The organism is Pseudomonas sp. MUP55 (assembly GCF_034043515.1).
In the GTDB taxonomy this organism is placed as follows: domain Bacteria; phylum Pseudomonadota; class Gammaproteobacteria; order Pseudomonadales; family Pseudomonadaceae; genus Aquipseudomonas.
Window position 1 is genome coordinate 3,340,005 of sequence record NZ_CP138214.1, and the last position, 14,759, is coordinate 3,354,763.

At 60.9% G+C, this 14,759-nt stretch carries 9 protein-coding genes and 1 pseudogene; 6 read left to right on the forward strand and 4 right to left on the reverse strand.

Annotated elements, in window-relative coordinates; genetic code table 11:
• Window positions 1-216: 216 nt before the first annotated feature.
• Window positions 217-402, forward strand: coding sequence for a DUF6026 family protein (locus SC318_RS15010; protein WP_320427427.1), 186 nt, complete (start codon window positions 217-219; stop codon window positions 400-402).
• Here SC318_RS15010 and SC318_RS15015 read toward each other — a convergent pair.
• Window positions 367-5,010 carry a DUF6543 domain-containing protein gene (locus SC318_RS15015; RefSeq protein ID WP_320427428.1) on the reverse strand — a complete coding sequence of 1,548 codons (4,644 nt, stop codon included), beginning with the start codon at window positions 5,008-5,010 and terminating at the stop codon, window positions 367-369. The two genes, SC318_RS15010 and SC318_RS15015, sit on opposite strands and share 36 nt — an antisense overlap.
• A 230-nt stretch (window positions 5,011-5,240) precedes the next feature.
• On the opposite strand from SC318_RS15015, the gene SC318_RS15020 reads away from it, so the two are divergent.
• The 3 genes from SC318_RS15020 to SC318_RS15030 all read left to right on the forward strand — a co-directional run bounded on the left by SC318_RS15020 (window position 5,241) and on the right by SC318_RS15030 (window position 9,704).
• Window positions 5,241-6,983, forward strand: a complete 1,743-nt coding sequence (locus tag SC318_RS15020) for a phosphoethanolamine transferase CptA (RefSeq protein WP_320427429.1) — start codon at window positions 5,241-5,243, stop codon at window positions 6,981-6,983.
• A 127-nt stretch (window positions 6,984-7,110) separates the two neighbouring features.
• On the forward strand, window positions 7,111-9,348 hold the full coding sequence (locus tag SC318_RS15025; protein ID WP_320427430.1) for a TonB-dependent siderophore receptor: 2,238 nt from the start codon (window positions 7,111-7,113) through the stop codon (window positions 9,346-9,348).
• Between the two features lie 143 nt (window positions 9,349-9,491).
• Entirely contained in the window at window positions 9,492-9,704 is a 213-nt protein-coding gene (locus SC318_RS15030) for a hypothetical protein (RefSeq protein WP_320427431.1), read from the forward strand.
• Between the two features lie 101 nt (window positions 9,705-9,805).
• Here the strand turns inward: SC318_RS15030 and SC318_RS15035 are convergent, their stop codons facing one another.
• From SC318_RS15035 to SC318_RS15045, 3 genes and pseudogenes are all read right to left on the reverse strand, one after another.
• The gene (locus tag SC318_RS15035; protein WP_320427432.1) at window positions 9,806-10,297 is read right to left on the reverse strand and encodes a GNAT family N-acetyltransferase; all 492 of its coding nucleotides are present in this window, start codon (window positions 10,295-10,297) and stop codon (window positions 9,806-9,808) included.
• Between the two features lie 159 nt (window positions 10,298-10,456).
• Window positions 10,457-11,566, reverse strand: coding sequence for a cell division protein ZapE (zapE, locus tag SC318_RS15040; RefSeq protein WP_320427433.1), 1,110 nt, complete (start codon window positions 11,564-11,566; stop codon window positions 10,457-10,459).
• A gap of 78 nt (window positions 11,567-11,644) precedes the next feature.
• Window positions 11,645-12,715, reverse strand: a pseudogene (locus tag SC318_RS15045) (5-methyltetrahydropteroyltriglutamate--homocysteine S-methyltransferase); the annotation flags it as partial.
• Window positions 12,716-12,995: 280 nt separating this feature from the next.
• On the opposite strand from SC318_RS15045, the gene SC318_RS15050 reads away from it, so the two are divergent.
• Window positions 12,996-13,385, forward strand: coding sequence for a GFA family protein (locus SC318_RS15050; protein ID WP_320427434.1), 390 nt, complete (start codon window positions 12,996-12,998; stop codon window positions 13,383-13,385).
• 249 nt (window positions 13,386-13,634) lie between these two features.
• Window positions 13,635-14,732 carry a carboxynorspermidine decarboxylase gene (locus SC318_RS15055; RefSeq protein ID WP_306493330.1) on the forward strand — a complete coding sequence of 366 codons (1,098 nt, stop codon included), beginning with the start codon at window positions 13,635-13,637 and terminating at the stop codon, window positions 14,730-14,732.
• Window positions 14,733-14,759: the final 27 nt, after the last annotated feature.

The window sequence follows — 14,759 nt, forward strand, 5'->3', positions numbered from 1 at the left end:
GTGACATAGTTTATAGCGCAATGAGGCTAATGAGGGTTAGTCCAGAGCCGATTGCCATAGTTTCATGGCAAAAAAAGCGCGCGCAGCGATGAACCCAGGCAAAAAGTCACAGCGACCATGAAAAATAAAAAAGTTCCATTACACTCAAAAAGAAATCAGAATTGGCCCTGACGTCTACCCAGCCTCACGCTGTTACCTGCCCTTGCGAGGTGCTTCATGAACACTTATGCCCCAGCCCGCCCTGCCCAGACCCTCTACGTCAATATCCGTCGTGACGAACTTACCCAGCTCAAGCAGGAGCGCGAACAGTTGCAGGCGCAAGTCGAACACCTGCAACAGCAGCTCATCGCGCTGCACGCCCCGGCACTACCAGAACTTCAGGCCCGCACCGCGCTTAACTGAGGCGTCCACGCCAAAGAACAACGTTTCGGCCAGCGCAGCATTGACCTGCGCCCGATGCACTGCCAGGTATTGCCCTTCACTTTGCCCCGACCCCATCACGTAGCTGTTGAAGCGCTGCGCAGGCAGCTTCAGGTGCCCGGCCGTAAACTCCGCAAGGGGCGCCTTCTCGCTGCGGTAGTGAAAATGCGCGTAAGCCAGGGGCTGCTTGCGCCGATCAAGAATCACGTATTCCTGTAAATAGTCATCCGGGCGACTGAGCCTGACCCTGCCCTCGATCTTCAGGATCTGCACTTCGCCCTGCGCCTTGAGGTAGTCGATACGATTGGCCTCGGGCGGGTTGCGCTTGATCACGTCGATCCTGATCAAGCGGCCTTGCTCGCGCAAGGTAGCGCCAGCCTCGGCGAGGTCGGACAGCACCTGGGTCTTGCCGGGGTCGCGCTGGGCAATTTTTCCCCGCAGGGCCTCCAACTGCCGCGCCCGATCACACAGCACCGCCTCCAGGCCGATGGGTGAGTTGGAAGTCTGCGCATCGTTCCACGCCGCACGGATTTGCCTGGGCTGCTCTTCCAGCAGAACGCGAGCATCCTTGAGCAGGCGCTTGAGGCTACGCTCGGGGGGCGGCGGCGCCGGTTGCGGGTCGACCTCTTCCCAAAGGTCTTTTTCCGGACTTTGCCGATAGCTGGCCACTGGCACGTTGTCGACCGGGTCCACCACATCGACAATTTCGTCCGGCTCCTGCGGCGTGCGCGCGCGCGCCACCCCCACCAGGATGCGTTTGTCGCGGGTTCGTACCATGCGCCTTCGGCTGCCGGCTGTGGCTTGGGGCTGCGGCACGGATAAGGGTTCCGGCACCGCCTCGGATTGCCGGGCCTGGTCGCGCAACAGCAGGGCCAGTGAATGCTCGGCCTCGCCGCGAAGCGCCTCGACCAGGCTGACCAGGCGCGCGGTGTAATGGCTGTTAAGCAACTCGCTCAGCGTCTGTTGATACAGGCGCAGACTGCCCAGGACTTGTGTGTAATTGCCCACCACGTCACCGAGCGCCTGAACCCGCTCCTCGACGGTCATGAAACCGGGTTCCTGCAAGGCCCGATGCGAACGAACCGTCCAAGTCGCCCTATCAGTGACATCCTTGAGTACGATGAAGTCGTAAAACTCGGCCTCCACCGGCGCACGCTTGAGCAGCAGCCCCTGCAGGGTCGACACCTGATGGACTTTCCAGTCCATCGGCGAAAGCCGGCGTTGCACCGTTTCATCGGGCGAGCCGACCTGCGGCGCGTAACCAGGCGCCGCTTGCAGTTCAGTGTCGAAAGCCTGCTCCAGGCTGCCCAGGTCTATCAATTGCTGATTGAACTCGGCCATTTGGCTCAGATAACCCACGGTGTTGTCGTGGGCTTGCTGGCTTGTGTTCGGGTCGTCGGACTCCAACTGCGCGCCCCAGGCGTCAAGGGTTTCACGTGCCGGCGTCGCGGCCTTGCGCGCCAGCACCAGCAGCGCGGCGCGCTCTTGCAACGTATGGACAATGTTCTGCAGTTGCTCGATCAGCTCCGTCTCGAAACCCGGCAGCGGTCTGTTGGCGTTGCGTATCTTGAGGGTTTCCAGCCGCTGGATCTGGCACTGATTCTGTTCGCGCAATGCGGCCTGATAGCGCTGGTCGATACTGCGCCGCAGCGCATCGTTGAATTTTTCCCGCTCGGTCCTGTGCACGCGTACGTAGTAGTCATACTCCTTGCCTGCTGTCTCATCTGCCATCACCTGCGCCCGGGTCTGTTGCTCATAGCGCTGCTTGAAATCCGCCTCTCTGGCCAGAATCTGCGCACGCCGCTGCGCACCGCTTGGCTTGGGCATGCCCCCGGCCAGGCGCAAACGCAGGTCAAATTGCCACCCACCTGCCGCGTCACGCTTGAGCCAGGGGCCAAAGCGTCCCGGCTGCCGAGGGTCGGCCACACGAAAACCCTCGGGGGCTTCCATCACGGGGTACAACCCGCCACGAATGAGCGCGTGCAACGTAAACCGGTCACCGCCGGTGGGCACCCTGATCAAGCCTTTGCGCGCGCCCTGGGTTTCGATATTTCGCTCGGTCACCGGCCAGGGCTGCCGCCCCTGACGCCACTTGTAGCTGTCCAGCAACGTCTGCTGTGCCGGCGATAGTTCGCCCGCGCTGTGCCAGCCGGCATCCATCGCCAGCAGGTCGGCCCTGCCCTGACGCCGCAATTGGCGCAGGGAAGCTGCCTGCTCCACGTGTGCCGGCGGCCGGGTCGTAGCCGGCCCGACATCAGTCAACCCGATGCGCTCGTCCAGTCCGACCGCTGGATACAGCAGGATCTGCACCAGGCTGGCCAGGGCGTCGACAATAGCCGCGGCGCGACGTTCGTCGTCCGCATCCTCGGGCATGGTGATCAGCGTCCTGGCACTGAGCAGGCTCTGGTACAACCATCCCACGGTCGCCAAAGGCCCGCGCATCAAGGGCAGGAACACGTTGAACAGCTGCCACAGGTCATTGCGAAAGGCTGCCCAGCGCTGTTCTTCGTTGGAGCGGCTTTGTGCCTCGGCGCGCCTCACCAGGGCCTGCGCATTGGTGGTGAATACATGGGCCAGGAAATCCCCGGGTACTTGCTGATCGCTGAGCAACGCGGGTGCAGGCACCTCGACAGGTGCAAACTCCCCGCCTCGGCCCTGGCGCTGAATATGGGGCTGAAGAAAACCGCCCTTGCCCAGCACCGCCCGGCCCTGGGGATCGAGGCTGTTCAGCACCTCGGTTTGCAACGGGCCGACATGGGCGATGGCGTCGAGCAGCTCCTGGCGGCTGGCCCATTGTTGCAGCTGCGCATCCGAGCCGGGCCGGTAGAGCAGATGCGGTAGCAGGGCATTGTCCCGAGGGCCGATCACAAACATGTTTGCCGCCGGATAGCCGCGCCCGCCCGCGTGGGTCAAAAACGCGAGCGGACGCGCGACAATCTCGTGCCCGTCGACCTTGCGCGCCTCGACGCTCGCCTGCACCAGCGCTTGCACCCACTGCACGCCCTTGCGAGTCAGCCCCTGGCGCCGGCGCAGCAGGCACTCCAGAGCAACCAGGGGCAACTGCGCACGGGCTTGCCCGACAAACAGCGCCTGGCGCCGTTGCCGCTCAGCGGGATCGTCCAGCAAATTGCGCTTGAGCAGCGCCGGATAGTGCTTGCCGATGTCGACAGCAGGGATCAGGCGCTTGACGTAGTCGATGGTCAGCCACCAATCGGGAATATAGCCGGGCTCAACGCGATTGGTGATGCTCACATGGGCATAGGACTCGGTGAAGGGGTTGTCCAGCGCCCATTGCGTCAACGTGCGCGAGGTGGACTGCGTCCAGCCGACCGTGCCGCCCTGGGTGCGGGTGAACGTCAGCATATAGTCATCCGGGTTAATCACTACTTCCTGGGGATGATCCCGAAGCATGCGCGCCTGCAGGGCTTTGCGGGCATAGACGTGAATGGGCTCCAGTCCGTCCAGGAAATTCGCGCCCTGCGCCTCGACCTGTGCAGCATGCACGGCATCCAGCAGCCGGCTTGCGTGCAGACGGTCGGCCGCGTCGGCACCCTGCAACCAGGCGGGCAATGCCTGTTCGGGCATTTCGCCGCGTGCCGGCGACGTCACAAACCAGGCCTGGGGCGCAGTCAACCGATGAAAGCGCTGCTTGTACCATTGCACATCGGGGAAATCCGACCAGCGTAGCGCCTGGAGGTCGCGCAGCTGTTTTTCCAGGAGCACCTGGGCCATGGCGTCGAACACGTCGTCTTGCGGTTCGCGCACCGCCCATTCCACGCGTCGGCCTGTGTAGCGACGACTCATGTGCAGCGGCAACAGGTTGGCCAGATCCTCCAGGCCGTGCAGGCGCTGCAGGCCAGTGCCGGGGCTGTACAGGTAATAGGTCGACACCGTCGACGGGCGGCTTTCGAGCAGCAACACCACCAGCCACTCACCCACCCCGCCCTCCTCGCAGGCGTACACCTGATAGACCCGCAACACGCCCTCTCCCAAGCGCCGTTCACGCTCGGACTTGAGCGGATAAAACCGTCCAAGCAGCGTTCGGTACTCATCGGCAGACAACGGCGGCGCCTGCGGTCCGGACATCAGGCAGCGCCGCAGTTGCTCGGCGACGATTCGCCAGCGGGTAGACAGCAGATCCTGGCGCGGCGCCTGGCTCCAGTAATCGACCAGCCGCGCCTGGAACGCTTCGAGCAGCGACGGTGCGACCCGATTGACGAGCACTTCAAGCTCGTCCACCGACGGCGACGGCGTCACGGGCTTCCAGGAAGCGTCTCGCTGCCTGTCCAGCAAAACATCGGCATTGGCGCTCAGGTTCAGCAACGTTCCCTGCATGATCCGCTTCAATAACAGATCACCCAGGCTGAGCAATGGCCCGTAGGTCGCGGGCTGATCCTGATCGGCGGGCGCCAGGATACGAGCGAGTCGCAACCGGCGGACGTTCAGGGCAGAGGCCGGCCACTGATCATCCATTTCGCGCTGCAACACGGCCTCGGCCACTTCTTCGAGCCGAGGTCTATCGGCAAATACCTGGCCGAGGTAAGTGCGGGATTGGGTAACTTGATCAGACGTGGTGGACGTCGTGCTCATCGCAAAGCGCTCCTTGGGCAAACCCCCACGCTAACCGCCATGCCCGTCAACGCTGCGGTAACCCCGTATGTGCGCGGGGCAGAAGACATCCGTAAGCCGATTCTCACAAAACTTTCACACCGTTTTGTTGATACTCCGCGCCATTCAATGGCGCCCATCGCAACGTGAGGCGCCAGTTTCAGGGGCAGGTTCGCCCCGCAATTACCGTTTTCATCTGGTTGGAGCGCTGTATGGCGATGTTTAAACGCAGCACTAAGTCTGCGAAAGGCTTTGATTGGGCCGGACTCGGCTGGTTATTCCTGTTTTTCTGGTATTTCTCGGGCATTACCCAACTGCTTATCCAACTGACCGGTACTTCCGGCTTCAGCGGGTTCCGCCAGGCCTTCTTCATGAGTGCGCTGTGGCTGGCGCCCATGCTGCTCTTCCCGCGCCAGACCCGCGTGCTTGCGGCGCTGATCGGCGTGGTGCTGTGGGCCTGCTCCATGGCCAGCCTGGGTTATTTCTTTATTTACCAGCAGGAATTTTCCCAGAGCGTCATCTTCATCATGTTCGAGTCGAACATTTCTGAAGCGGGCGAATACGCCACCCAGTACTTTGCCTGGTGGATCGTGCTGGCCTTTATTGCCCACACCGCCTTTGCGATTTTCCTGTGGACACGCCTGCGTCCGGTGTACTTGCCTCGCGGCCAGTCGATCGTGGCGGCCATCGCCATCGTGCTGGCCGTGGTCGGCTACCCGCTGGTCAAGCAGATCGCCACAAGCGAAACCATGGAACTGGCCATCGACCGCTTCGAAACCCGCATCGAACCGGCCGTGCCATGGCAGATGATCGTCGCCTACCGCCGTTACACCGAACAGCTGGACAACATGCAAGGCATGCTCACCAGTGCCAGCCAGATCCCACCGTTGAAGAACCTCAAGGACAGCATGGCCGGCCAGCCGTCTACCCTGGTGCTGGTGATCGGCGAGTCCACCAACCGTCAACGCATGAGCCTCTACGGCTACCCGCGCAACACCACGCCGGAACTGGACAAGCTGCGCGACCAGCTGGCGGTGTTCGATAACGTCATTACTCCGCGCCCCTACACCATCGAAGCGCTGCAACAGGTACTGACCTTCGCCGACGAAGAAAACCCGGACCTGTACCTCAAGACGCCGTCCATCGTCAGCGTAATGAAGCAGGCCGGCTACAAGACCTTCTGGATCACCAACCAGCAGACCATGACCAAGCGCAACACCATGCTCACGACCTTTTCCGAACAGGCCGACGAACAGGTGTACCTGAACAACAACCGTAACCAGAACGCCCGCCAGTACGACGGCGATGTCCTGGCCCCGTTTTCCAAGGCCCTGGCCGACACCGCCGAGCGCAAGTTCATCGTGGTGCACTTGCTGGGCACCCACATGAGCTACCAGTACCGGTATCCGCAGACGTTCGACAAGTTCACCGATCGCCAGGGTGTACCGGCCGGCGTCAGCGATGCACAGCTGCCGACCTACAACAGCTATGACAATGCGGTGCTGTACAACGATTTCGTGGTCTCGAGCCTGATCAAGGACTACGCAAAGACTGACCCCAACGGCTTCCTGCTGTACCTGTCGGACCACGGCGAAGACGTGTTCGACTCTGCCGGCCACGACACCCTGGGCCGTAACGAAGGCAAGCCGACCGCGCCGATGTACACCATTCCGTTCATGGCCTACGCCTCGCCCAAATGGCGCGAAAGCCACGATTGGAGCTTTGCCGGTGACCTGCAACGGCCTTACAGCAGTTCGCAGTTGATTCACACCTGGGCGGACCTGGCAGGCTTGAGTTTCGATGAACTGGACCACAGCAAAAGCCTGGTCAGTGACAGCTTCAAGCCACGCCCCCTGCTGATCGGCAACCCTTACGAGACCAAGCAGAAAGCCTTGATCGACTTCAGCCTGATCAAACCGAAGAAGGCCGACAGCACCGAGGTGGTGACTCAGTAGGCCAGCGCCCTACATCATTAAGATACAAATCATTCTCGTTTGAAGCTAAAGTTCCGCCCCTCCTTTCGTCTTTGAGCCATACCCGCCCGTTCCGGGTGGCCTCAAAGACGACAAGGAGTTCGCCGCGATGCTCGCGCCCGCTACCCGTTCCATCACCTTCACCCTTAGCCTGTTCAGCCTGGCGCTGAGCCCGCAATTGCTGGCCGAAACCGACCCCGAACACGCCCCCGCCAACGCCCTTCAATTGGGTGCGACCCGTATCACCGCCGAAGGCCTGGGTGCGACTACCGAGGACACTGGCGCCTACACCACCGGTTCCATGAGCACCGCCACCCGCCTGAACCTGTCGATCAAGGACACCCCGCAATCGATCTCGGTGATCACGCGCCAGCAGATGGATGATTTCAATCTCAACACCCTGACCGACGTGCTGCGCCAGACCACCGGCATCAACGTCCAGCACAATGATTCAGACCGCGTGTCCTATACATCCCGCGGCTACGGCATCAACAACTTCCAGATCGACGGGATGCTCAACACCTTCGGCTACATGAAGTCCGACGCAGACACCATCATCTACGACCACATCGAAGTGGTTCGCGGCGCCACCGGCCTCACCACCGGCGCGGGCGACCCCTCGGCCACCGTCAACATGGTCCGCAAGCGCCCTACCGCCCAATGGCAGGCCAAAACCGGGATAAGCGGCGCCACCCACGACAACTACTACAGCTACCTCGATGTGGGTGGCCCGCTGGCCTTCGACGGCAAACTGCGTGGGCGCAGCGTGCTGGCCTACCGTGACAGCCAGTCATTTCGCGACAACTACGCGCTGCAGCGGGCGGTGGGCTACGGCATTCTTGAGGGCGACCTTTCCGACGACACCGTGCTGGCCGTGGGCTTCGATTACCAGGACAAACAGGTTCAGGGCACGTCCTGGGGCACCGTGCCCTACTGGAACAGCCAGGGCGGCAAGGCCGGGCTGTCGCGCTCCACCAATATGGCGGCGCACTGGAGTTCCTGGCCACTGACCGACAAAACCACCTTCGCCACCCTCGACCATCGGCTCGGCGGCGACTGGCACCTGAAGGCCGCCTACACCCACCGCCAGAGCGATACCGACGGCAAGGTGTACTACGGCGGTGCGGGTTTCCCCAATGCCGACCGCAGCGGCATGACCGCCTGGGCCAGCCATATGCGCGGCACGTCGAGAATGGAAGCCCTCGACCTCAACCTGGCTGGCAGCTACGCGCTGCTGGGCCGCGAACACGCGCTGATGATGGGCTATGGCGAGGCGGCGCAACGGGACAGTTCGCCCTTCATGCGCAGCAACCTGCCCGCCGACTACTACGTCATCGAGGACTGGAAACACATGGGCGGCATCGGCAAGTTCAGCGATGACGTCACCGACCTCAAGGGCGAGCACAGCAAGAAACAACAGAAAGCCGGCTACCTGGCCACGCGACTGAGCCTGACTGATCGTCTGCACGCCGTACTCGGCAGTCGCTATGGCAGCTGGGAGCTGGAAAGTGCCACCCCCCAATACAATGCCGACGATCAACTGACCGCGTCCGGCAAGACCCGCCAGACCCATAACGATATGTGGACGCCCTACGCCGGGCTGCTCTACGACATCACCCCGCAGTACACCGTCTACGCGAGCTACACCGACATTTTCAAACCTCAGGAGGCGCGCGATGCCAACAGGAAATACCTGGAACCCGTGGTGGGCAGCAACTATGAGGTTGGGCTTAAGGGCAGCGTGCTGAACGAGCGCCTGAACCTGGCGGCTGCGTATTTCTGGAGCACCCAGGACAATGTCGCCGAGCGCGATGACTCGGTGCCGCCAAACCCGGTCACCGGCGAGGAATATTACAAATCCGGCGGCAAGGGCAACAAGGTGAAGGGGTTCGAATTGGAAGCAGCCGGGGAAATCACCCCGGACTGGAACCTGACCGCAGGCTACACCTACACCCACTCGGTGAACGGCGCAGGCACGCGCAACAACACCGGTCAGCCGTTGAACCTGCTGAAGGTGTCCAGCGCTTACCGACTGCCAGGCGCCTGGCGCAACCTTACCGTGGGTGGCGCGGTGAATTGGCAGAGCGACATCTATGACTTCGGCAACCGGCCCACGGGAGCACGCAACAGCGAGGGCCGACTGATCACCACGCGGGAGCGAATCACCCAGCAGGGCTACACGGTGGTCAACCTGATGTCGCGCTACCAGTTCGATGAACACGTTACGGCGTCGATTAACGTCAACAATCTATTTGATAAAAAGTATTACGAACGCGTTGGCTTTTATAACGGCGTGTATTGGGGCGATCCACGCTCGATCACGCTGGCGCTTGACTGGAAGCTATAAGCCCTGCCCCGCGAAGTTAACAAAAACGTTAACTTCGCAGCCCGATTCAGTTAATTCCCACTTAATAAGGTAACGCCATAGTCGCCCCATGATCTGATCAAGGAGTGACCGGACACCTATCACTCTTAATGGGGAATACCGCCATGAAACTTTCGACATTGATGCTTGCCAGCCTGATGACCATGACCTGCGCCGCTGCCTTCGCAGAAGGCGGTTCAGAGCGCTCCAAGGAGTTCTATAACAACTTCACCTTTGTCCAGGAAAAAACCCACGGCAAGGCTGAACAGCAAGTTGCATCCGCCGATGGCAAACCGGTTAAAGCCACCACCGTCGATGCAGCCCAACCCAACAGTTGATTTAATGCTGAGTTAATCCGCAACACCCTCTGCCATTCCGCTCCTTTGGTAAAGGTTTATTGGGCGCCATTAAATGGCGCCTTTTTTTTGCACTTTTTTTATTAAAGCGCCTTGCTCCAGAACAACATGCGGCCGTGGGCGGGATCAAATACCGAATCGTCAAAACCGAACTTGCGATAGGCCGACTGCGCCAGGTCGTTACCTTCAAGCACTTCCAGGGTGATCTTGCAGCAACCGCGCTGGCGGGCGATTTCCTCGACCTTTTGCAGCAGCTTCTGGCTCAACCCCAAGCCACGAAACTTTTTGTCCACCACCACATCGTGGACGTTGACCAGCGGTCGGCAAGCGAACGTCGAGAACCCCTCGAAGCAATTGACCAATCCAGCGGGTTCACCACCGATGAACGCCAGCACACTGAACGCATGAGGGCGCTTGGCCAGCTCCGCAGGCAGTTGCTGCAACAGATCGGCTGGCAAGGTGTGGCCGCCACCCATTGGGTCTTGAGCATAGTGGTTGAGCAGCGAACCGATGGCATCGGCGTGCACGGCGTTGGTGTAACTGGCTTGCAGCACCAGGATGTCTGGGGTGTCCATTTCCGTCCTCGATATCGACAACCAGGGAACCGATTCCCTTTGAAAGGACTGATTGTAAGCATGGAGCTGCGGCAGATGAAGGAGATTAACGACAAAAGTCTGACAGAAAGCGCCCAGCTTGCAGGCAGCCAAAGCCTTGAACGAGGCGAATCCGGGCGCTCAGGCGCCGAAGCGCTGCAGCTGCATTTCCTGCAAGCGACTTAAGGTGCGACGAAAGGCAAATGCCAGGTAGCCTTGGGTGTAAAGACTCTCCAGTGGCACTGCGGCCTCGATGAACAACGGCACTTTGCGGTCGTAACATTCATCCACCAGCGCGATAAAGCGACGCACGCTGTCATCGTGCATCGACAACGCCGGCAATTGCCGATCCCCAGCGGCGACGCGCTCGGCCCCGTCTTCGGTGCCACGGGCAATGCGACCGGGGCGCTGTTGTGCGCTGAGGTTGGGCACTTGTGCCAACACAATGGCCTTGTAACGGTCACACAGCAGCATGAAATCCATCGCAGCCAGGGGCTGCTCGCACAGTTCGGCGTAACAACACCAAAGTACCTCGTCGCTGGCCTGCACCACCTTGACGGTGCGGTGCCCCACGCTCACCGCCTTCGCGTCGCTGACGGTATGCCCGGCGCTCAACTGCTTGAACACAGCGGCCAGTGCATCCGGCTGATTGACCCAGTAGCGCTGCAGGCCAACACCGGGATGCAAGCGATGGTCCTCGCTGCCGTCCACCGCCACCACCTGCATATGCCGCTTGATCGCCTCGATACCGGGCAGCAAACGTTCACGGTTGAAGCCGTCGGCGTACAGCTGGTCAGGCGGTTGATTGGAGGTACAGACCATCACCACGCCCTCCTCGAACATCACCTGAAACAGACGCCCGAGGATGATCGCGTCACCGATGTCATTGACGAACAGCTCATCGAAGCACAGTACCCGCACCTCCCGGCTCAGCTCCCGCGCCAACGCCTGCAGCGGGTCCTTGATACCGGTGAGCTGGAACAGGCGCTGGTGTACCCAGCCCATGAAGTGATGAAAATGCTGACGTCGAGCCGGCACGCGCAGGCTGTGGTAGAACTGATCCATCAGCCAGGTCTTGCCCCGCCCCACCGGCCCCCACAGGTAAACGCCGCAAATGGGCGAACGAGCCTGATGCAAAGCCTGATGACAGATTTGCAAAGCGTCGACAGCGTGTTGTTGAGCGTCGTCGGGCACAAAGCCCTGCTGGGCGATAGCGTATTGATAAGCGGCGAGCGGCGAGTCGAAAGTCATGCCCGCCAGTATGACCTACAACGCCAACGCCGGCCGCGCAGTTTTCGCGCTCAACCCCGCTCCGGGCGTGCCTGGCACCTGGGGCTGGTCGACGGCCTGGGCCAGCGCCGCGACTTGCGCGCACGTTTGCAAGGCGCAGGTCAGCCAAGTGGTGTCTTCACGCACCGGATCCACCGGGCCGTACAGCAGCGAGCAGGACGGCGCCACCCACAAGCGATCGGCTAATTTTTCGTGGGCGCGCTGCAAGGTCGCCAGGGCTTTTTCCGTGTCGCAGCGCCCTGGGTTGCGGCCATCGACCACACCCAGAGACAGCACTTTATAGGCGGGCAGACGATCAAGAATGGTCGGGTATTGCTCCGGCGCCTGCACCAGGTCGATGTGCAGGCCGTCGACCGGCAGGTTGGCGGCCAGGCCCAGGTTGTCTTCCAGCCCGCCAAAATAGGTGGCGACCAGTTTTTTCAGCGGGTCACGCTGGATCAGGTTATAGGCGCGCTCAAACGCGTTCTTCCAGGCCTGTGGCAGCTCGATCGCCAGGATTGGCTCATCGATCTGCACCCACTCCACGCCCAGCTCGGCCAGGCGCTGGAAGATCTGGCCGTACAGCGGCAGCAAGCGGTCCAGCAGGTCGAGCTTGTCGAAGTCAGCGCCCTCGGCCTTTCCCAGCCACAGGTACGTCAGCGGGCCGATGATGACCGGCTTGACGGTGTGTCCCAGGTTCCGCGCTTCCTCGACCTCTTCAAATAATTGGTCCCAGCCAAGGTGAAATTGCTGGTCGACGCTGAACTCCGGCACCCGGTAGTCAGCGCTAGTATCGAACCACGGGGCGTGAGCATCGCCGCAGCGGGTGTCGCGGGCCATCTCGAATAACGTGCGCAACGTGGCTTGGCCCTTGACCGGGCGCAAAGGTTCAGGGACCACACCAAACATCAGCGAATGGGTCAGCACCGGGTCGTGCCAGGCGAAATCACCAACTGGCAGCAGCTCAATGCCGGCTTGATTCTGCAACGCCCAGTGCTTGCGGCGCAAGTCACGGCCTGCGGCGCGCAGACCGGCCTCATCGAGCTTGCCGTTCCAGAACGCTTCCTGCGCGCCTTTAAGTTCGCGGTCGTGCGCAATGCGCGAAAAACCGAGGGAATGAGCGACTGCCATGACTTACAGCTCCGGTACAGAAAGGTATGGCAGCTATTGTCGGCAGCGAGCGGCAATGAGACAAACTCATATAATTGAAGATGATCACAAGTAGCGCTCATGTTGATAGGCTGACACCTGTGGCGAGGGAGCTTGCTCCCGCTGGGTCGCGAAGCGGCCCCAAATCAGTCATATTTGCCATCTGAAACACTTCAATTGCGGCTTTCGGGGCTGCTACGCAGCCCAGCGGGAGCAAGCTCCCTCGCCACAGCGTTCAGTGCTGAACATGGATAGGATTGAGATGAGTAAAACCAGCCAAGGCAGCTGCCTCTGCGGCGCAATCCGCTATCAGGTCACGACACCGCTCAAGGCCGCCACCCACTGCCACTGCAAAAAATGTCAGAAGGGCCACGGCGCAGCGTTCGCCAGCTACGCAAGCGCACCCAGGACAGCGGTGAACATTCACGCTGCCGCAGATGCGCTGCGGGGCTATGAATCCTCGCCGGGCGTGACCCGTCAATTCTGCTCGCAGTGCGGCTCGTCACTGTTTTGGTCGGATGCCAACGGCGCTTATCCGGGCTGGATTTCGATTGCGCTGGGCACATTGGACACGCCTTTCAGTGCGTCGGAACAAACGCACAGCTGTGTTGAGTCCAAGGTGGGCTGGCTTAGTGCACTCCAATCGATTTGAACAATCCGGTGAATGCCTTCTCGGTGCGTTTTGTCTTGGGCAACTGATCGCCATTGCAGGCGTTGCTCGCGATCAAAATCACTCAGGGACGCTGGGCGCCCCTCTATCGCCTGATTATCTGTACCGTCACACCGAGAGCCTATGCTTGTATGCAGGCGCGCAAATTCCGCCGGCTAACCTTTCGATCTGCTCCAAGTGCGGGCACAATGCGTGTCCTTTTTTGGCAGGCACCGCCGCAGGCTCTCAAAAATGATCAAAACGCCGTACTACCTCATCGACAAACAGAAGCTTCTGGTCAACATGCAGAAGATTGCCTATGTGCGCGAGCAGTCCGGCGCCAAGGCGCTGCTGGCGCTCAAGTGCTTTGCCACCTGGTCGGTGTTCGACCTGATGCAGCAATACATGGACGGCACCACCTCGTCGTCGCTGTATGAGCTCAAGCTCGGTCGCCAGAAGTTTGAAGGCGAGGCGCACGCCTACAGCGTGGCCTGGGCCGACGATGAAATCGAAGAGATGCTGGATAACTGCGACAAGATCATCTTCAACTCCATCAGCCAGCTGCAGCGCTTTGCCGAACGCAGCGAAGGCAAGACCCGTGGCCTGCGCGTGAACCCGCAGGTGAGCAGCTCCGATTACCTGCTGGCCGACCCGGCGCGCCCGTTCAGCCGCCTGGGCGAGTGGGACCCGGTGAAGATCGACGGCGTGATCGATCAGATCTCAGGCTTCATGTTCCACAACAACTGCGAGAACGGCGACTTCAGCCTGTTCGACAAGATGCTCGGCACCATCGAAGAACGCTTCGGCGCGCTGCTGCACAAGGTCAAGTGGGTCAGCCTCGGCGGCGGCATCCATTTCACCGGTGAAGGCTATGCGCTGGACGCGTTCTGCGCGCGGTTGAAGGCATTTTCCGAGAAGTACGGCGTGCAGGTGTACCTGGAACCCGGCGAAGCGGCCATCACCAACAGTGCCTCCCTGGAAGTCACGGTGCTCGACACGCTCTACAACGGCAAAAATCTTGCCGTGGTCGACAGCTCCATCGAAGCCCACCTGCTGGACCTGCTGATCTACCGCCTCAACGCCAAGCTGGCGCCGAGCGAGGGTGAGCACACCTACATGGTGTGCGGCAAATCCTGCCTGGCCGGCGACATCTTCGGCGAGTATCAATTTGATCGTCCGCTGGCCATCGGCGATCGGCTGTCGTTCATCGACACCGCTGGCTACACCATGGTCAAGAAAAACTGGTTCAACGGCCTGAAAATGCCGTCCATCGTAGTGAAACAACTCGACGGTACAGTCGAGGTGGTTCGTGAATTTGGTTACGACGACTACCTGTCCAGCCTTTCGTAAGCTGGCGGATAAAGGAGAGATAAAGCA

Coding starts and splice junctions, on each gene's coding strand:
- SC318_RS15020 (WP_320427429.1), top strand. CDS start 5,241: ATGGCGATGTTTAAACGCAGCACTAAGTCTGCGAAAGGCTTTGATTGG.
- SC318_RS15050 (WP_320427434.1), top strand. CDS start 12,996: ATGAGTAAAACCAGCCAAGGCAGCTGCCTCTGCGGCGCAATCCGCTAT.
- SC318_RS15035 (WP_320427432.1), bottom strand. CDS start 10,297: ATGGACACCCCAGACATCCTGGTGCTGCAAGCCAGTTACACCAACGCC.
- SC318_RS15055 (WP_306493330.1), top strand. CDS start 13,635: ATGATCAAAACGCCGTACTACCTCATCGACAAACAGAAGCTTCTGGTC.
- SC318_RS15015 (WP_320427428.1), bottom strand. CDS start 5,010: ATGAGCACGACGTCCACCACGTCTGATCAAGTTACCCAATCCCGCACT.
- SC318_RS15030 (WP_320427431.1), top strand. CDS start 9,492: ATGAAACTTTCGACATTGATGCTTGCCAGCCTGATGACCATGACCTGC.
- SC318_RS15025 (WP_320427430.1), top strand. CDS start 7,111: ATGCTCGCGCCCGCTACCCGTTCCATCACCTTCACCCTTAGCCTGTTC.
- SC318_RS15010 (WP_320427427.1), top strand. CDS start 217: ATGAACACTTATGCCCCAGCCCGCCCTGCCCAGACCCTCTACGTCAAT.
- zapE (WP_320427433.1), bottom strand. CDS start 11,566: ATGACTTTCGACTCGCCGCTCGCCGCTTATCAATACGCTATCGCCCAG.